This window comes from uncultured Treponema sp. (assembly GCF_945873775.1).
GTDB lineage: Bacteria > Spirochaetota > Spirochaetia > Treponematales > Treponemataceae > Treponema_D.
Map to the genome: position 1 here is coordinate 20154 of NZ_CAMCEC010000017.1, position 17387 is coordinate 37540.

The 17387-nt window shown below is 39.5% G+C and carries 19 protein-coding genes; 4 read left to right on the top strand and 15 right to left on the bottom strand.

The genetic code is table 11. The annotated features are described in order from the left end of the window. Window positions 1-19: 19 nt before the first annotated feature. Entirely contained in the window at window positions 20-466 is a 447-nt protein-coding gene (locus Q0N70_RS08705; protein ID WP_294015894.1) for a hypothetical protein, read from the bottom strand. Window positions 467-590: 124 nt separating this feature from the next. Between Q0N70_RS08705 and Q0N70_RS08710 the strand changes: the two genes are divergently transcribed. After that, on the top strand, window positions 591-1655 hold the full coding sequence (locus Q0N70_RS08710; protein ID WP_294015896.1) for a tetratricopeptide repeat protein: 1065 nt from the start codon (window positions 591-593) through the stop codon (window positions 1653-1655). Then, window positions 1655-2644 (top strand): lytic transglycosylase domain-containing protein, encoded by a 990-nt coding sequence (locus Q0N70_RS08715; protein WP_294015898.1) that lies wholly within the window; start codon window positions 1655-1657, stop codon window positions 2642-2644. The genes Q0N70_RS08710 and Q0N70_RS08715 overlap by 1 nt, the downstream gene beginning before the upstream one ends. 4 nt (window positions 2645-2648) lie before the next feature. Here the strand turns inward: Q0N70_RS08715 and rsfS are convergent, their stop codons facing one another. The 8 genes from rsfS to rplU all read right to left on the bottom strand — a co-directional run bounded on the left by rsfS (window position 2649) and on the right by rplU (window position 7657). Continuing rightward, window positions 2649-2996, bottom strand: coding sequence for a ribosome silencing factor (gene rsfS / locus Q0N70_RS08720; RefSeq protein ID WP_294015900.1), 348 nt, complete (start codon window positions 2994-2996; stop codon window positions 2649-2651). 6 nt (window positions 2997-3002) lie between these two features. Then, window positions 3003-4226, bottom strand: a complete 1224-nt coding sequence (locus Q0N70_RS08725) for an LCP family protein (protein ID WP_294015901.1) — start codon at window positions 4224-4226, stop codon at window positions 3003-3005. Between the two features lie 18 nt (window positions 4227-4244). After that, complete coding sequence (gene yqeK, locus Q0N70_RS08730) at window positions 4245-4853, bottom strand: bis(5'-nucleosyl)-tetraphosphatase (symmetrical) YqeK (RefSeq protein WP_294015902.1); 609 nt, start codon at window positions 4851-4853, stop codon at window positions 4245-4247. After that, entirely contained in the window at window positions 4837-5493 is a 657-nt protein-coding gene (gene nadD, locus Q0N70_RS08735) for a nicotinate (nicotinamide) nucleotide adenylyltransferase (RefSeq protein ID WP_294015903.1), read from the bottom strand. Before nadD ends, yqeK begins: the two co-directional genes overlap by 17 nt. A gap of 2 nt (window positions 5494-5495) precedes the next feature. Then, window positions 5496-6617 carry a GTPase ObgE gene (gene obgE, locus Q0N70_RS08740; protein ID WP_294015904.1) on the bottom strand — a complete coding sequence of 374 codons (1122 nt, stop codon included), beginning with the start codon at window positions 6615-6617 and terminating at the stop codon, window positions 5496-5498. Window positions 6618-6718: 101 nt separating this feature from the next. Beyond that, window positions 6719-6979: a 50S ribosomal protein L27 gene (gene rpmA, locus Q0N70_RS08745; protein ID WP_294015905.1), complete on the bottom strand. Its 261-nt coding sequence runs from the start codon at window positions 6977-6979 to the stop codon at window positions 6719-6721. 30 nt (window positions 6980-7009) lie between these two features. Next, window positions 7010-7327, bottom strand: a complete 318-nt coding sequence (locus Q0N70_RS08750) for a ribosomal-processing cysteine protease Prp (protein WP_294015906.1) — start codon at window positions 7325-7327, stop codon at window positions 7010-7012. A 15-nt stretch (window positions 7328-7342) separates the two neighbouring features. Continuing rightward, window positions 7343-7657, bottom strand: a complete 315-nt coding sequence (rplU, locus tag Q0N70_RS08755) for a 50S ribosomal protein L21 (protein ID WP_013701108.1) — start codon at window positions 7655-7657, stop codon at window positions 7343-7345. 210 nt (window positions 7658-7867) lie between these two features. Between rplU and Q0N70_RS08760 the strand changes: the two genes are divergently transcribed. Beyond that, complete coding sequence (locus Q0N70_RS08760) at window positions 7868-8713, top strand: DUF5718 family protein (RefSeq protein ID WP_294015907.1); 846 nt, start codon at window positions 7868-7870, stop codon at window positions 8711-8713. 48 nt (window positions 8714-8761) lie between these two features. On the opposite strand, the gene Q0N70_RS08765 is transcribed toward Q0N70_RS08760, so the two are convergent. The 6 genes from Q0N70_RS08765 to Q0N70_RS08790 form a co-directional block, all read right to left on the bottom strand. Next, window positions 8762-9157 (bottom strand): hypothetical protein, encoded by a 396-nt coding sequence (locus Q0N70_RS08765; protein ID WP_294015908.1) that lies wholly within the window; start codon window positions 9155-9157, stop codon window positions 8762-8764. 67 nt (window positions 9158-9224) lie between these two features. Beyond that, window positions 9225-9566 (bottom strand): hypothetical protein, encoded by a 342-nt coding sequence (locus tag Q0N70_RS08770; RefSeq protein WP_294015909.1) that lies wholly within the window; start codon window positions 9564-9566, stop codon window positions 9225-9227. 69 nt (window positions 9567-9635) lie between these two features. Next, window positions 9636-11063, bottom strand: coding sequence for a sodium ion-translocating decarboxylase subunit beta (locus tag Q0N70_RS08775; protein ID WP_294015910.1), 1428 nt, complete (start codon window positions 11061-11063; stop codon window positions 9636-9638). A gap of 53 nt (window positions 11064-11116) precedes the next feature. Further along, entirely contained in the window at window positions 11117-13186 is a 2070-nt protein-coding gene (gene oadA, locus Q0N70_RS08780) for a sodium-extruding oxaloacetate decarboxylase subunit alpha (RefSeq protein ID WP_294015911.1), read from the bottom strand. A 28-nt stretch (window positions 13187-13214) separates the two neighbouring features. Then, the gene (locus Q0N70_RS08785; protein WP_294015912.1) at window positions 13215-13460 is read right to left on the bottom strand and encodes an OadG family protein; all 246 of its coding nucleotides are present in this window, start codon (window positions 13458-13460) and stop codon (window positions 13215-13217) included. 239 nt (window positions 13461-13699) lie between these two features. Continuing rightward, window positions 13700-15748, bottom strand: a complete 2049-nt coding sequence (locus Q0N70_RS08790) for a methyl-accepting chemotaxis protein (protein ID WP_294015913.1) — start codon at window positions 15746-15748, stop codon at window positions 13700-13702. Window positions 15749-15914: 166 nt separating this feature from the next. Between Q0N70_RS08790 and Q0N70_RS08795 the strand changes: the two genes are divergently transcribed. Continuing rightward, window positions 15915-17387, top strand: coding sequence for an OmpA family protein (locus Q0N70_RS08795; protein WP_294015914.1), 1473 nt, complete (start codon window positions 15915-15917; stop codon window positions 17385-17387).

Sequence of the window (17387 nt, forward strand, 5' to 3'; positions counted from 1 at the left end):
TTTCCTTAAAGCAAATTTTCTAAAAGCTGTCATCTGAAGAATCATCCTTTATATACGGAAATTCCTCGCTGTTTATTCTTTGAACTCCATAAACAAGAATAAGAAGAATTCCCAGAACAAAAAGGACTATTGGCCAGAAAACCGAAATAAATTTTGCAAACGAAATATGAAACACATGAAGCGAAAAAAGCAGGAAAATAATTCCCAGAACAAAAAGCGCGACAGACGGAAAAAGAAAAACCGCCCTGATTTTTTTATAAATGAATAAATCTGAAACAAGAAAAGCAAGTCCGGCATTAATAACAATAACCGGCCAAAGTTCTTTTAAATTTAAATGTAATAATTCTATGTTCAGCAAGGCAAAAAAAATGCTGTCAAAAACAAGCATAAATCCCAATGCAATGTAAAGGCTGCGTTTTCTTAGTCCTGCAGGAGAAACTTTTTTTGTCTGCTCAAGATTTTCCATAGTTTCAGTAAATAATAAGATAAATTTCAATTCTTGACAACGGCTTTTAAAAACTTACAGGAACAACTTTGCGCGCCAAACTTTTTAATTGAAAATAATTTCTATAATATGGTAGAATAAAAGAATGATTCGGAAAGTTTTTAAATTTGCAGCGGCGGCTTTTTTTTCCATAATTATCATGTCATGCGCAAAAGACAGAAAGGGCGCAATTCTGCCAGAAGCATTTTCCAAGCAATACAAGAACACACAGAATCTTCTGATTTCGCTTCTTGAAAAAAAAGAAACAAAGGGCGAAACAAGGTACGCGGTTGTAAACAGAATCGCAAACAATATGCTTTCCGTAAAAGACTATCCGTCGCTTGTGCATTTTCTTACAAACTGGGTTGAACTGCACGAAGACGATTCCTACAACGCATACTGGCTTTTGATGACAGCTTATGCTTATCTTGAAAACGAAGCTGAACCGATAGCGGAATATTATTTTGAGCGGATTATAAACAACTACAACGACCTTATTGTTCAAGGAAAATCAATTCACTTTATCTGCCTTCAGCATTTAATTCAAATCAGCTCAAGTCCAGCAAATAGAATTTCATATTTCAACCAGCTTATAAGCAGATTTCCAAATAACGTAAGCACAACGGAACTTTTCTACAGGCTCGCTCTTGAATACGAAAAAGAAGGCGAATGGAACCAGGCAATCCGCTCATACACGCAGTTTCTTGACCAAGACGATGCGTCCACTCTGCAAATTTCAGGCTACCCTAACGCATATTTAAATGCAAAGCAGCTCATAGATTTCAGCAATTCAGCAAAAGACTGGACATTTGAAACTCTTGACGCTCTTGTTGCGGCTGTAAAGTCTGGAATTTCATCATACAACTACAGAGCCTTGGACCGCTACAAATCAAAAGTCAACTTTTTTGCAATGTCATGGCGGCAAGTTGAAACCGACGTGAACGCACAAGAAAGTTTTTCGATGCGCTCGTTTATGCGCGGCAACAGAATCCGTTACAGCGCGGAACTAGACCCGTCATCTTCTCCAACTGAAGCGTATTTGCGCACAACAGGCTGGAGCAATTACGTGAATGTCTGGTATCTTTACTTTAGAAAAGTAAATTTTCCAGCTGACCCGGAAATCCACGGACGCTGGGAATGGGCTGGAATTTACTTTGGTGAAAAATTGTAATGAAGAAAAAATTTGCAGTTTCTATATTTTCAGTATTGCTAGCCTCGTTTATCTTTGCGGAAGAGCCTGTTGCTGACTTTGAAATTGACTTTTCAGCCTTAAAAACTGAAAGCCACGCAAAAACAAAAAGCATTTCTTCAGAAAACGAAAAGAAAACTTCTGCTCAAAAAAACTATATAATTCCAGAGCCAAAGCGCAAAGACATCGGCATTTCTGGAGTTTTCAAAGAGCCGACTTTAAAGTACCGGGAACGTTACCTTACAGCTTCAAACAGGCAATGGCTTGCTGACATTCTTTACGATTCAATTCCGTATAGACCATACATAAGGGCGAAACTCAAAGAAAGAAAAATGCCGCTTTATCTGCAATATCTTCCGATTGTTGAGTCAAACTACAAGCCAACAGCGGTATCTGGCTCGGGCGCAACAGGGCTTTGGCAGTTTATGGCAAACAGCATGCATCCTTATTTAAAAAAGAATGAGTATTTTGACGAGCGGCGCGATCCTTGGAAAGAAACTGATGCCGCACTATCAAAACTAGCGGAAAATTTCAAAATGTTTAACGACTGGCATTTGGCAATCGCTGCGTACAACATGGGAGCTGGAGCTGTAGGACGAATTGTAAAGGCAAATCCTGGAAAAGATTACTGGTCTTTGGCAGAAAAAGGACTTTTAAGCAAGCAGGCTTCTGAATATATTCCAAAACTTATAGCAATTGCAGACATTGTTGAAAATGCGGATTTCTATGGAGCTATTGAAATCGGAGTTGCGGACAAAAGAATTGAAGGTGTTTCGCCGGAAAAATTCAGCTACCTTACAATAAAAGGCAGCATAAAACTTTCAACCGTGGCAAAGGCAGCAGAACTTCCACTAGAAACTGTAAAAATGCTTAACATTGAGCTTCTAAAGGAAATCACGCCGCCTGGAACAACTTACAGACTAAGGCTTCCTGCAGGCAAAGCAAAAGTCGCCGCAGAAAACCTGCGTTAAAAGTTTACTTTATTTTTTTACCTGCGTGCCAAAGTTTTTCAAGTTCATAAAAATCTCTTGCTTCCTGGCTCATAAGATGCACAACAATCGGACCTAAGTCAATCAGATTCCAGTCGTTTCCTTGAGAAGACTTGTTATGAATCTTGTGGATTTCAAGATCTGTGTCTTTTATGTAGTCTTTTATTTCCTTGTAAAGACCTTGCCAGTGCGGACCGCTTGAAACTGTTGCTATTACAAAATAGTCAGTCCAGCTGTTAAGCTCAGAAACATCGATAACACAAACATCCGCGCCTTTTCCATCTTCCATTAGCTTGGCAATTTCCAACGCCATTTCTTTTACAGTTTTTTCCATTTTTCCTCACTCGGACGATTTAGCAGAATAATTTCCTTTTACAAAGCGTCCATTGAAATCTTTGCCCAAAATAATTGTAAAGTCAGCTTGAGCAGCACTGGTGGAATCAGCATTTTCCGGCATAACTTCCTCATCAATTATATTTGTGCAATGAATAAAATTTCCTAAAGTTTTTGCAGCTTCAGAGTTTCCAATATGATTTATAATTTCAGTTTTTTCATAGTCATTACGGTCGGCATTTTTTGTTTCAAGGACTTCATATCCCGCGCTCTGCAAAAGGAAAGAAGTATTGCGCGCAAGTCCCTGCTCCGTTGTTCCATTTTGAATTACAAGAACATAAACACGGTTTTGATTTCCAAGATCACCCGAAACAAGAGAACTTATAGCCTGATTTATAACATCCTTTATGAGCTGACCGTCATAATACGGAAACAAAAGAGTCTGGCCGTCAACAGTTCTCAAGCTTCCTGTTATAGTCTGAATTGAAAAGCGTTCGGTGTCAATCAATGAAAAATTTTTCATCAAGTTATAGAAATTCTTCTTGTCTATGTTTGTCTTGATTTTTTCCTCATAAACTGAAAAATTGTTCTTTGCAAAAATAATATTGCGGTTTTCCTTTAAAGCGTAAATCAGGGAAACAAAAACAGCCTGTCGCCTTTCCTCAACATCGCTTGCATTTTCAGACGGACTTTTATACATAACATAGTCATGGATTTTATCTCCGTCCAAAACAACCGCGCCACTAGGAAAAAGACAACGCATTCCGTTTTCATCAGTTTCGTCAACAGGAAATGAAATAAAAACATTCAGTCCGCCAAGATAATCTGTAAGGAGCTCCAAGTCTGAAAGTTTTATTTCAATTGTAAAAGGAATTTTCTTTCCGATAAGTTTTTCAATTTCTTCATTATAAGAAGCAAGACCTTTTTCCTTGTAAACCGAATCAATTCTATCAACACGTCCAAGACTTTTATAAATCGCGCCAGTATTTCCTAAAATATCAAAAGCGGCGGCTTGCCCTGTCTGCGGATAAAAAACAAGAACATCAGTTGAAAGCGCGTTTCCTTCATCATCCTTTAAAATCCAAAGGCTGTTTATAACAGGATTCAGTTTAAGATTTTCCTCAATAGGATCTACACGAAGCGAAAAAGCAACAAATCCAACAACGGCAATAATAATCACAAGAATAGCAAGAAGAAAAATTCCATTTCTTTTTTCTTTTGAAATATTCATTTTTACCATCCTTAAAATTTAACTGGCACGCAGAGAATTTTCCGCGGCAATCTGATTTTTTAAATCCGCTTCAAATTCATAGCTTGAATCCGCAATTTTTTTCTGCCTGTTCTTTAAATATTCCATATTCTCCTGAACAACAAAAAGCGTCATGCTATTCAACGGCAAAGAAAAAAGCTTTTTTCTATATTCTTCTGTTGACTGCGGACGTCCGGGCTCAACTTTGTCAGCAACATAAATAATTTTTGCAAGCGGACACAATCCTGCACCGCCAAGAGTATGGTTTGCAACTGCCTGGATAACATCAAGATTTTTTACAGAAAATTTTTTTTGAAGCAAAACAGCAGCCGCTCTTCCATGCAAAAGTGAAGGCTTGTTTTTTTCAATTTCAGAAATAGAAGCCCCATCTTCAGAGGCAAGAGAAAGAATTTCAGAATCTTCCATATTTTTGCAAATATCATGGGCAAGTCCTGCAAGATAGCCAATGTCTTTGTCGTAGCCAAACAAGCCGCACATAAAAGCCGCAGTTTCCGCGACACGGACAGAATGCTCAAAGCGTTTTTCTTTCAATGCTGACTTTGCGTATTTTCTGATTTTTTCTATAAGCTGTTCAGTTTTTGCTTCCATACAAATTTCCTTCAATAATATACTTGAAAACTTTTGAAGGCACAAGATATTGAAAAGCCATTTTATTTGCCGCTCTAAATCTTATGCTGGTTGAACTTACAGCGAGCGGCTCATTTTTCAAGAAAACTGCATTTTTAAAAAGCGGCTCATCTTCTATCCGAAATTCTTTTTCTGCGGAATCAATTGCTTTTGAATATTTTCCAGTCGCCTTGTTTTTAAAATTTTTATCTTCAGCCTGAAAAGGTCGCTCCGCCAAAATCAGCTCGCATTTTTTAGCAAGCAAAGCCGCATTTTTCCAAAGATGAAAAGTTGAAAACAAATCCCTGCCAATCACAAGTCCTATTTTTTCAGGCTTGTATTTTTCTTCAATAAAACAGATTGTGTCATAAGTGTACGAAACTCCGCCACGCTGAATTTCGCAAGGCTCCATTTTAAAGCGCGGATCATCTTGGCAGGCAAGCTCAACCATTTCTGTCCGTTTTTCAGGCGGCAAAGCTTCGTTCATTGTTTTATGCGGCGGAGAAAAAACCGGCACAAAAAGAACCTTGTCATATCCAAGCGAAACGCAAATTTCGTCCGCCAAGGCAAGATGCCCAATGTGAACCGGATTGAAACTTCCGCCTAAAACTGCGACTTTCATTTTCAGCTTTCGCTTCCCGGAAACTGAACTTCCATTGAATCGTCAACAGAACGGCTAGACAAAAACGAGCTTTTTGCAGGTACGGAATTTTCTTCAGCAGCAGGCTTGTTAAGAGCTTCCATTTTTTCAATAAGCGAAATTATTTCAAGCCGGGCTTCGTTCATGTTTGTTCTTTCTGCAACAGAAACTGCAAGCACTTTTACATCCGGCTCTTTGCTCTGAATCTTTTCCTTTACTTTCATCGCATTTTCAAGCGCACCCTCAATGTCGATTTTATTGCAAAGAACAATTCTTGGCTTCTTTGTAAGTTCCCTGCCAAATCCGTCAAGCTCCTTTAAAAGCAAGTCATAAGCCTCAAGGAAATTTTCATCACTGCAGTCAATCATAAACAAAAGCCCTGCAGTTCTTGAAATGTGCTTTAAAAATCTTATTCCAAGACCAGCGCCTTCAGAAGCACCTTCTATTATTCCTGGAATATCCGCAATAATAAAATCCTTGTCATCGCCAGCATGAAGCACGCCAAGATTCGGAATTTTTGTTGTAAATGGATACGGAGCAATTTTCGGGCGCGCATTTGTAAAAAGATCCAGCAAGCTTGACTTTCCCGCATTCGGAAAACCAACAAGTCCAATATCCGCCATGACAGAAAGCTCAACACGAAGAATTCTTTCCTGGCCGGGCGCGCCTTTGTTTGCAATACGCGGAGCTTGGTTTGTGCTTGACTTAAAATGCACATTTCCCCAGCCGCCGTTTCCGCCTTTTAAGAAAACAAACTGCTCTTCTTCACTTTCAACAGTAAAGTCATGAATAAGCTCGCCAGTTTCATTGTCGCGGATTGTAGTTCCGGGCGGAACAGGAATTACAACATCTTCGCCGTCTTTTCCATAACGGTTCCAGCCCTGTCCATCGCCGCCATTTTTCGCCTTCAAAATAGGATGATACCTTAAATGCGCAAGAGTTCTAAGATTTTTCTTTAAACAAAAAACCACATCTCCGCCACGTCCGCCATCACCGCCATTCGGTCCGCCGTTTGGAATATATTTTTCACGCCTAAATGAAACACAGCCGTTTCCGCCCTTTCCAGAACGGACAGTAATAATAGCCTCATCAGCAAATTGAATCATCATTGCTCCCATAAAAAAAGCCCAGCAAGGATAATTATTCCACGCCGGGCATTTTAATTATTTTAGAAAATTTCAAATCCTAAAGATAAAAACTTTCTTTATTAGTTGGCAGAAACAGGTTCAACTGAAACAAGCTTGCGATTCATGCGTTCTGTGTATTTTACTACACCGTCAACAACTGAATACAAAGTGTCATCTGTTCCACGTTTTACATTGCTGCCAGGATGAATACGAGTTCCACGCTGTCTTACAAGAATAGAACCGGCAGTAACTTTTTCTCCACCAAATTTTTTAACGCCCAAATGTTTAGGGTTTGAATCGCGGCCATTTTTAGCACCGCTACCGCCTTTAGTACGTCCCATTTTAATCCTCCGCCGGCATAAACCGGACTATTATTCAATTATTTCTTGAAACCGCACATTTTCAGGATATTCAGCAGAAAGTTTTATAAAAGCAAATCTTATAAAATCCCCAATGCATTTCAAGCGTTCCACAGCAGCGGCTGCGGATTTTTCAACCCGAAACTCCAAAAAGCCACGGGTAGAAGTGTCAGCATTAAAAACAAGCTCTTTTGTATTTTGAAGCATTTCAACTGATGTGCTAAGAATTATGGATTCAGCAGCACAAACAATGTCCTTGCCTTTTTTAGCAAACGAAGCATGGCCAAAAGCCTTCAGACTTTTTAACGCTCCGTCTTTGCCGCAAACCAAAAGAACTTCCGTCACTTATGCCAGAACAACATCCTGAACAGTAACTTTTGTATACTGCTCGCGGTGTCCAATAAGACGATGATAGTCTTTCTTTGACTTGTATTTGAATACGAGAACTTTCTTGTCTTTGAAAGTTTCTCCAACTTTTACAGTAACTTTAGCGCCCTTTACATAAGGAGAACCGACAGAAACCTTATCGCCATCACTTACAAGAAGAACTGTATCGATTGTGATTACATCGCCATCTTTTGCATCAAGCTTTGACACTTCAAGAACAGCGTCTTTTTCTGCCTTGTACTGATTGCCTTTGAATTCAACAATTGCGTACATTTTATAAACCTCTAAATTTTTTTTACCCCAAGGAGTAACGGGTTCCTTGAAAGCATTTCAATAATTAGTAAGACATTTTAACAAATTTCATAAACTAAGGTCAAGCGAATTTCTGCCGATAAATAAAAAATTCAGACTTTTAATTTTCATTGCATTTCAAAATCATTTCTAAAAATTGAAATTTTCAAAGACTTAATATAGAATAAAAACATGAAATTTGATTTGAAAAAGCTCCCGTGCTTTGGAGTTGCAGGAAATTTTACAGGACATCTGGAACAGGCTGGAGAAGCCGTTGAGTTTCAGAATGTAAAGACAAAAGAAAAAAATGCGCCAAAAGCAATTTTTCCAACATATATACCGAATGCAAAAAATACTGTGCCGGAATTTCTTGGAATATTTCCATTTGATTCAGGCAAAATAATTTTTCCACACGGAGAAGAAAAGCTTCAGATTGAGCCGGAATGCGCATTGATTTTAAACGCTGAATGGAGCGACGGAAAATTAAAATCGCTTGTTCCCGTAAAATTCGGAGCATCAAACGACTGCTCGATCCGCAAACCCGGCGCAAAAAAAATCAGCATGAAAAAAAACTGGGGCAAATGCAGCAAAGGACTTTCTGAAAATTTAATCAGCATTGACGAATTTTCGGAAACTGGAAATATTTCAAAATACAGAATCGCCTGCTTTCTTTTTAGAGACGGAAAAATATTTGAATACGGAGAGGACAGCCCGGTAAAAGGCTACAGTTACATTTTTGAAAAACTCACAAACTGGCTTATAGAAAAATTCAACGAACAAAAAGACGAAGGAACTGCGGAAAATGTCGGGAAGTATCTTGCATCAATCGGCTCGCCTGAACAACTAATGGTTTCCATAGGAGCTACACGCTATACAGAATTCGGTGAAACAAATTTCTTAAAAGACGAAGACGAAAGTATTGTTATACTTTACCCTGAATACAAATATTCAAATACTGAAATTAAAGAAATGGCAGCTAAAAACTCTTTTTCCGACAAAGAAATAAGCGTTTTAAGGCAGAAAATAATTTTGCAGTAAATTAAGCCACTGGATTTTGAAAAAACAAAGATACAGTGGCTTAATATTTTACTTTGAACAAAGGCAAATGCTGTTCTTTAAAAAGTCTAATGCTTGAATTGCGTCCATTCCTTTTTTGTCTGCATATTCAAGAATCTGGGCAACTTTTGACATTAAGTCAAGATTATGCTCAGACATTTCATTCCATAAAATTATAAGTTCTGCACGGTCATTCAAAATTCCAGCTGCAATGCAAAAAGATTTTACGCCAACAGACATGGCAACATGAACAGACACATTTCCAAACTTTGACTCTTCGCCAGCTGCCTCGTCATGCTTCTGCAAATCACTGATTACAAGCTGCCTGTCCATAACACAGTTTGAATCAACCGCATCAACTAAAGAGCAAAGAATTGAATTTTTTTCAGCATTTTTAATATTTCCAGCAGAGTAAAAAGACAACATAAGAATTCCTCCATAAAAAACAATGAGAAAGTGTAAAAAAATAAAAGGTGAAAAATTACGGGGAACTTTACAAAACAGAAGTTTGCTTTATTACAAAATCAATATATTTATGCCTGACAGGAACATTCAGCGCATATAATGAAAAATCAATGTTCTTTTCAACTACAAGAACAAGAAGAGCAAAAAATGCAAAGAAAATTGCAAAAGAAATTTCAAACTTCTTTTCTTCATGCACAAATGCTTCAACAGTGGAATTGTCAAAAAAAGACAGGATAACTGCGCCTGAATCGTTTTCAAATTCAAGGGCGCATTTATTGGAAATTTTAAGTTCATGCCTGAACGCAGGATATAAAATCCACAGAAAAATTGAAAAGATAATTAAAATAGTATATAAAAATTTTTTCTGCATAAAACCTTAATTCAGGCACAAAAAACAACAGAACCGCACTTTATAAAAATGCAGTCCTGCCGTACAAAACTAAGCACCGTAAGTCGCAATGAAAACGCCAGCCGCAATCGCAGTTCCAATTACACCAGCAACATTCGGTCCCATCGCATTCATCAAAAGGAAGTTCGAAGGATCGTATTCGAGTCCGACTTTATTTGCAACACGGGCAGCCATAGGAACTGCGGAAACTCCAGCAGAACCAATAAGCGGATTGATTTTCTTTTTGAGGAAAAGATTCATGATTTTTGCCATTACAAGACCGCCTATTGTGGCAACTGCAAATGCAAAAAGACCAAGAACAATAATTCCAAGAGATTCTTTCTTAATGATTTTTTCTGGAGTCATCTGGCTTCCAACACCAAGAGAAAGAAGAATTGAAACAATGTTCATAAGCTCATTTTCCATAGTTTTAGAAAGACGTTCTGCCGCATGGCTTTCTTTTACAAAGTTTCCGAACGCAAGCATTCCAATCAAAGGACAAGCTGGCGGCAAAAGAAGAATTGCAAGCACAAGAAGCAAAATCGGGAACAAAACTTTTTCTGTTTTTGAAACAGGCCTAAGCTGATCCATTTTTATCAGGCGCTCTTTTTTTGTTGTAAGAAGCTTCATAATTGGAGGCTGAATCATTGGAACAAGAGCCATATAAGAATAAGCCGCAACCGCAATAACAGCCATCATTTCAGGAGCAAGTTTTCCAGAAACATAAATTGAAGTAGGACCGTCCGCGCCGCCGATAATTGAAATCGCGCTAGCCTGAAGCATTGTATAGTCAGTTCCAAGGAAAGCGTTCATAAATGCAACACCAAAAAGTGTAAAGAAAACGCCAAACTGGGCAGCACCGCCAAGCAATGCAGTTTTTGGATTTGCAATAAGAGGACCAAAGTCAGTCATTGCGCCAATTCCCATGAAAATAAGCATCGGGAAAAATTCATTTCCAACGCCTGCGCTGTAAATTATATGCAGCATTCCATGCGGAGCGTCTCCCATTGCCGCGCCCGGAATATTCACAAGAACAGTTCCAAATCCAATCGGAATAAGAAGAAGCGGCTCAAATCCCTTGCCAACTGCAAGATAAATAATAAGGAAGCCAATTGCAAGCATAATCAAAGACTGCCAGCCCGGAGCTTTTGGAGCTTCATCAAACGGATTGTTTTCTTCCGCGGCAAGCTGAGCTTCTGCCTGAACTTTTTCCAACGCAAGTTCTTCAGCTGTAGGCTGATGAATCATTTTATAGATTCCAGTTGACTTTCCAATATTCTTTAGGAACTTTGAAATAGAAATGTCGTACTTTCCATTCCAGTTTTCAGTTCCCTTTATCACGCGTTCCATTCCAGAAGCTGGAGCTGGCTTGTCTTGCGCAAAAGTTCTTGTTGTAAATGAAAGAACTCCAGCAACTGCCATAATCGAAAGCATAATAAATGCAATTTTTGTATTCTTAATTTTCTTTGTATCAGGCATATTATTTCCTTAAAAAAGCTTCCGCCGCTCCTAAAAAGAAACGGCAGATAATCTTAGCAAATTTCAGCTACAGGCTGTCCATTTGTAAGCTGAGTTCCAGCACTTGCAAGGAAGTGAACTTTTCCGTCAACAGGAGCTTTTATTTCAAGTTCCATCTTCATTGACTCAATAATAACAACATTGTCGCCTTTCTTTACAGAAGCGCCTTCAGCAACTGCTGTTCTAAGGAACACACCAGCAACTGGAGCATTTACTTTTGTTCCATTGCCAGATGAAACAGGAGCAGCTGGAGCCGAAGCTGCAGGAGAAGCAACAGGCTTTGCAACTGGAGCAGGCTGAACAACAACACCGCCAATAGTAGCAAGAACCTGTCCGCTCTGAATCTGTGAGCCCGGAGCAACAGAATAAGTGATTGTTCCGTCATCTGTAGCCTTAACTTCAAGCTCCATCTTCATTGATTCAATTATTATTATAGTCTGACCTTTAGAAACTTTTGTTCCGTTTGCAAAGCACTGCTTGAGCAAAGTTCCAGCAACAGGAGCTTTTACATCAACTCCGCCTGTAGCAACTGGAGCAGAAACAGCTGCTGCTGGAGCCGCAGTTCCAGTTCCAACTGAAACTAAATAAGGAGTTCCGTTTACTGTAACAGAGCCGTTTCCATCTGAAGTTACATTGTATGCAGAGCCGTTAACTGTGATTGTGTAAGAACCGCCTTTTGAAGCAGGTTCAGCAGCAGGAGCTTCTTTCTTTGCAAATGCAGTCGCAGCGTCAACAGGTCCGTTTGCTCTTTCCTTGAAGAATTTTGGAGCAACCTTCGGGAACATTGCATAAGTAAGTGTATCCTCGTCGCTTCCGTCGCCGCCGTTTTCTTTTGCTTCCTTAACCATTTTGTCCCATTCAGGCTCAATTTTGTCAGCAGGACGGCAAGTAACAACTTCTTCCATATTGTTCTGGGCAAGAGCTTTCTTTACGAGATCCGCATTCGGCTCAGCAGGAAGTTTTCCGTATTTTCCAACCAAAAGATCACGGAATTCGCCAGTCATTCTTTCATAGCGTCCAAAGAGAACATTGAAAACAGCCTGAGTTCCAACAATCTGTGAAGTCGGAGTTACAAGAGGAACATAGCCAACATCTTTCTGAACAATCGGAAGTTCTTTTAGAACATCGTCCATTTTATTAGATGCGCCTTGCTGCTTAAGCTGGCTCTCAAGATTTGAAAGCATTCCGCCTGGAACCTGAGAAAGAAGAATGCGTGTATCAGCTCCAAGGAAAGAAGATTCAAGTGAAGAATAATGCTTGCGTACTTCGCGGAAATAAGCGGCAATTTCAAGAAGCGCCTTTGTATCAAGGCCTGTGTCATATTCAGTTCCCTTGAGCATCTCTACAACAGTTTCAGTTGGAGAGTGGCTTGTTCCCATAGACATTGAAGAAATTGCTGTGTCAAGGACATCCGCGCCGGCTTCAACCGCCTTAAGTTCTGTAGCAACAGAAAGACCAGTTGTCGCATGAGAGTGGATTTCAATAGGAAGATCGCAGGCTTTTTTAATAGCAAGAACCAAGTCATAGGCTTCATAAGGCTTTAGAAGTCCAGACATATCTTTTATACAGATTGAATCTGCGCCGAATTCAGCGTAAGTTTTAGCAAGGTCAGCGTAAACCTGATTTGTATGGAAAGGAGTAACTGCATAGGAAATTGCCATCTGAACATGCTTTCCTGTCTTTTTTGCAGCTTTTGTGGCGCGCTCAAGGTTGCGAGGGTCATTGCAGGCATCAAAAATGCGGAAAACATCAATTCCGTTCTTTGCGGCAGTTTCAACAAACTTGTCAACAACATCATCAGCGTAATGGCGGTAGCCCAAAAGGTTCTGTCCGCGCAAAAGCATCATAATCTTATTGTTTGGAAGAGCCGCATGAAGCTTGCGAAGACGCTCCCAAGGATCTTCATTCAAAAAGCGGATACAAGAGTCATAAGTTGCTCCACCCCAGCCTTCAACAGCCCAATAGCCGATTTTATCAATCATTCCGCAGGCAGGAAGCATATCAGCAGTTGTCATGCGTGTGGCATGCAAAGACTGATGGGCATCACGCAAAACAAGTTCAGAAATTCCAATTTTCTTAGACATAAATCAACCTCTTAATAAAAATCTATGATTACAAAGCTTTTTTATCTTTTAATACAGCGGCAATAGCGGCAACAACAGCGCCATTGTCCTCGGCAGGAACAGAAGGAGCGGCAACTGGCTGTTCGGCGGCAGGCTCGGCGTCCCATTTTAAGGCATGAACAACAGCATGGAGCGCAATCATCGCCAAAATCATGATAATCAGAAAAAAGAAAACCACACCCATTCCCAGCAAAGTAAGAATTCCACTTTGACTGAACATTTCAAGAACTGTCATAGTTCCTCCCAAGAATAAAGATTTTATAGGAAAAGAATTTTTTTAAACCGAATCTTTCCGCATTTTAGCAAAAAGATACCATTAATAATATAGAGAAATTTTTAAAACTTTACAATTAGAATAGAAAGAATTTATTCATCAAATGAACAACAGTTACGCACAAAGCAAAAAAAATCCGCCCAGAATAAATGAAGCGCGTTCAAATATTCCAAGCGGAATTTTCAATTTAAAGCTTTAGGCTAAACCCTGAACTGACCAAGACGGCTGTCCATTACAGAAATATTTTCCTTTGTAGACTGCGCCAAGTCCGAAACATTCTGGGCTGCGGAACTGATTTGTCTTGCTCCGGCCGCCATTTCGTCCATGCTTCCAAGAATCGTAGAAGAAACATGCTGAACAGAATCCATTTCCTTGGAAACTTCAAGAATTCCGCTGTTTACATCCTTGAACTTTTCGTTTACTTCGGAAGACTGGCTTCTCATGTCGCTAAGCGCGCTGAAAATCTGCCTTGAAGCGTTTTCCTGCTCGTTCATGGCATTGTCAATTTCCCGGATAATTGTATCCGTTGAATTCAAGTGCGTAACAATTTCGCCAAATGCTGTCTGCGAATCCTTTGAAAGGGAAACAACATCTTTAATAGAAGAAGAAATTTGCTTTAGCTCTGTATTGATATTTTTTGACTGCTGGCTTGAAGTTTCCGCAAGTTTTCTGATTTCATTTGCAACAACAGAAAATCCTTCGCCCGCTTTTCCTGCATGGGCGGCTTCAATCGCAGCGTTCATTGCAAGCAAGTTTGTTTCAGAGGCAATCTGCGAAATAATATGGTTCGCCTTAATAAGCATTTTTGACTGGGCGGCAATTTCGTTGACTTTTCCGTCTACATTCGCTAGCTTTGTTTTTCCTTCGTCAACAGTTCCGCCAAGTTCTTTAAAGCTGTCGGACATTTTATGGACGTTCGCTGTAACAGAAGAAATATTTCCGAGCATTTCTTCAATTGCGGCAGAAGATTCAGAAATTCCCTGCGCCTGAGCTTCAACAAGACCAGACAAATCTTTTACGCTGCCGGCAGATTTTCCAAGGATTCCAGTTGTATTTGAAACAGAAAGCGAAAGATTTTCGGACTGCTTTTTTACGCCGGTAATATTCGCCATAATCTGGGCAGTCGCGCTGGCAGATTCAGATGCGTTTGTTCCCAAATTCTGGCCGATTGAATCAAGGGAATTCTGAGCTTCGTTCAGTTCAACGATAATCTTCTGAATCATTTCAATAAATTTATTTATGTCAAGTGAAATATCATCAAATTCATTGTTCCATTTTATAGGCAAGCGCGCCGTAAGATCCGCATCTCCAGAAGAAAGATTGCTGATTGCCTCTCCGACGGCCTTAAGCGGATTTATAATTTTTGCAATCAGAATAGCCACAAGAATCAGAATAATAACAGCCGCGCACAAAACTGTAGCAATAAGAATCCGCAAGAATATGGAATAAATTATTTCATTCACAAGCGAAACTTTCTTGCCAAGGAAAAGAGTTGTCAAAAACCGGCCGTCGTCATATTTTAGAGGAAAATAGTATGTAAAGTAATCATCACCATTAATTTTAGCATTGTACAAAGTCTCTTTACCGGAAGAAGCCCTTTCTATCGGAGTCTTGTCAGCAATTTCCGTTCCAAGCATTCCCTCCAGCGAGGTAAAGGCCCTTTTTGTTCCCTCAAAAATTGTAAAGTTGCAGTCTGTTGATTTTGAAATGCGCTCAACAAATGAATTGTTCAGTATTTCCTTTTTAGTAAAGAACGCACCCACAACTTTTCCGTCTGACTCCAAAGGATAGCCGCAGATATATGAAACAACACCGTCAGCCTGCACAAAATCTGAAAACTGCTTTCCCTCAAGGATATTTCTTTTATTCTGATCGTCTATTCCATGCATAACTCCTATGTTTATTGCAGTTCCGTCAGTTCCCACAAAAGTGCAGGCATCAAACATAGAAGCGGCAATTGCATTGCTGAAAGTATCACGTATTACTTCTGGCTTAGAAAGTCCAAAAATTGAGTAAATGTCTTCAAGTGTTTTTAAAGTATACAATGTCGAATCTTTGCAGGTTTTCTTAAAAATATCAATTTCCTCATAAACAATTGAAACGCTGCTCTTTAATGACTTGTTAAAATAATCAGAGAAATCGGTTTTTATTCTGGAATAAACAATAACAGAAAGAGCCGCGGCATAAACCGCAAGCCCAATAATATTCGACAGCATAAGAACCGCCGAAATTGAAAATCTTTTTTTCATAGTACCCCCATATAATTATCTACCCCCCCCGCCTATACAGCGCAAACCTCAACTTTTTATAATGCGCAAGTATAGCATAACTAAAAAAATATGCAACCATAAAAATTGCCATTATCAACTTGATTTTTTCTATTAATATGCCGAAAATTTAGCAGCGGACTTTTTTATGAATACAAAGAACTTTATTTTATCCACAGCTGCATTAATCTCATGCGCCTGCATTTTTGGCCAGAGCTATATAGAGCAATTCGATTTTTCCACGGAAACAGCGGAGCCAGTTCCATCTGTCTATGTTCCATATTCAGACATAGAAATTGAGCGTGAATCAATCATGGCTGCACAAGCCCAAGGACACGTTTCAGAAAAAGCTGCCGTAATGACATCCTCAAGTTTTGTAAACTGGACAAAAAACACATTCGCTTCGGACGTAGCTTTCAATGTTGAAAAAGCGGGAATTCCTCTTCCAAGCGGAAAATCAACTTCAGTAAAAGAAATTGAAATGAAGCTTCCAATTCTTGTAAAAAATCCGCTGCTTTCACTTTACGTTGATGACGCAAAAACTCTCGGCGATCTTGTTCTGGACGGAACTGTTACACTTGAAAGCCTCACAAGAATTGTAGACAACAGCAAAAAAACTCCGGCGGTATTTACAAAAGACGGACTTCTTTTAACAAAGCACACAATCGACTTGAACGATATTTCTTCAAGCCTTGTAAAGCACCACACGCCATACAAAAAAATGCAGCCGATTGACCAAGTCGCATCCAGAGAATACACAGGAATTGTTCTTGACGCACGCGGCTCTCTGCCAGTCCACGGAGAATTCATAGAAAGCGAAGTTTATCCTTGCCTGTTCCCAAAAGTCTGGACAGAAGACATGGAGCTTTTGTACGAGCGAAACATGGTTCAGCCTGAAACCGCAAAAAAAACAGGAATTGTAAAATATTCAAGCTCGGATTTTATAGAAGACTATGACGGAAGAGCCGGAAAAGATCCGCTTTGGATTACCGTAAAAAAAGTATACGGAATAAACAGATGCGACCCTGTGATTTCAAAAGAAGACTACTTAAAGATTGCTTCCGTTGAAAAAAATGTGGAGCTTTTAAAAAAAGGGAAAGTTGTAATTCTTTTGGACAAGGAGCAGCTTGAGCATAAAGTTTCCGTGCCGCAAAAAGATAAAAATTATTACATCGCATATCACCAGATAAAAAAATATTTCTTTGAACGCAAAATTCCAGATGTTGACCTGAACGAAGTCCTAACAGGAATCCAAATCACAATGCAGAACTTACGTTTTATTGCTGATTCCTATGAGCTTCTTCCGCAGGAAAAACCGCGCATAGCCCAGATTGCAGAATCACTCAAAAAAGCCACAGCTTCCGGCGAATACACAATTCTGATTGAAGGCCACACCGCAGACGTAAACAAGCCAAACGGACAAATGACATTGAGCATTCAGCGCGCGCAGGAAATAATCAAAGAGCTTGTCTCAAACGGAATAGACAAAAATCTTTTTACATACAGAGGATTCGGCGGAACAAAGCCAGTCGCAGACAACAGCACTCCGCAGGGAAGAGCCTTGAACCGCCGTGTAGAAATCATAATCATGCCAAAAGGCAGCTACATTTTAAGAGAATAG

What these genes read in the sequence shown, in the direction of transcription:
- Q0N70_RS08785 (WP_294015912.1), bottom strand. Translation starts at nt 13,460, where the DNA reads ATGACAGTTCTTGAAATGTTCAGTCAAAGTGGAATTCTTACTTTGCTG.
- obgE (WP_294015904.1), bottom strand. Translation starts at nt 6,617, where the DNA reads ATGATTCAATTTGCTGATGAGGCTATTATTACTGTCCGTTCTGGAAAG.
- yqeK (WP_294015902.1), bottom strand. Translation starts at nt 4,853, where the DNA reads ATGGAAGCAAAAACTGAACAGCTTATAGAAAAAATCAGAAAATACGCA.
- Q0N70_RS08715 (WP_294015898.1), top strand. Translation starts at nt 1,655, where the DNA reads ATGAAGAAAAAATTTGCAGTTTCTATATTTTCAGTATTGCTAGCCTCG.
- rpmA (WP_294015905.1), bottom strand. Translation starts at nt 6,979, where the DNA reads ATGGGACGTACTAAAGGCGGTAGCGGTGCTAAAAATGGCCGCGATTCA.
- oadA (WP_294015911.1), bottom strand. Translation starts at nt 13,186, where the DNA reads ATGTCTAAGAAAATTGGAATTTCTGAACTTGTTTTGCGTGATGCCCAT.
- Q0N70_RS08765 (WP_294015908.1), bottom strand. Translation starts at nt 9,157, where the DNA reads ATGTTGTCTTTTTACTCTGCTGGAAATATTAAAAATGCTGAAAAAAAT.
- Q0N70_RS08795 (WP_294015914.1), top strand. Translation starts at nt 15,915, where the DNA reads ATGAATACAAAGAACTTTATTTTATCCACAGCTGCATTAATCTCATGC.
- Q0N70_RS08725 (WP_294015901.1), bottom strand. Translation starts at nt 4,226, where the DNA reads ATGAATATTTCAAAAGAAAAAAGAAATGGAATTTTTCTTCTTGCTATT.
- Q0N70_RS08790 (WP_294015913.1), bottom strand. Translation starts at nt 15,748, where the DNA reads ATGAAAAAAAGATTTTCAATTTCGGCGGTTCTTATGCTGTCGAATATT.
- Q0N70_RS08705 (WP_294015894.1), bottom strand. Translation starts at nt 466, where the DNA reads ATGGAAAATCTTGAGCAGACAAAAAAAGTTTCTCCTGCAGGACTAAGA.
- Q0N70_RS08760 (WP_294015907.1), top strand. Translation starts at nt 7,868, where the DNA reads ATGAAATTTGATTTGAAAAAGCTCCCGTGCTTTGGAGTTGCAGGAAAT.
- nadD (WP_294015903.1), bottom strand. Translation starts at nt 5,493, where the DNA reads ATGAAAGTCGCAGTTTTAGGCGGAAGTTTCAATCCGGTTCACATTGGG.
- rplU (WP_013701108.1), bottom strand. Translation starts at nt 7,657, where the DNA reads ATGTACGCAATTGTTGAATTCAAAGGCAATCAGTACAAGGCAGAAAAA.
- Q0N70_RS08770 (WP_294015909.1), bottom strand. Translation starts at nt 9,566, where the DNA reads ATGCAGAAAAAATTTTTATATACTATTTTAATTATCTTTTCAATTTTT.
- Q0N70_RS08710 (WP_294015896.1), top strand. Translation starts at nt 591, where the DNA reads ATGATTCGGAAAGTTTTTAAATTTGCAGCGGCGGCTTTTTTTTCCATA.
- rsfS (WP_294015900.1), bottom strand. Translation starts at nt 2,996, where the DNA reads ATGGAAAAAACTGTAAAAGAAATGGCGTTGGAAATTGCCAAGCTAATG.
- Q0N70_RS08775 (WP_294015910.1), bottom strand. Translation starts at nt 11,063, where the DNA reads ATGCCTGATACAAAGAAAATTAAGAATACAAAAATTGCATTTATTATG.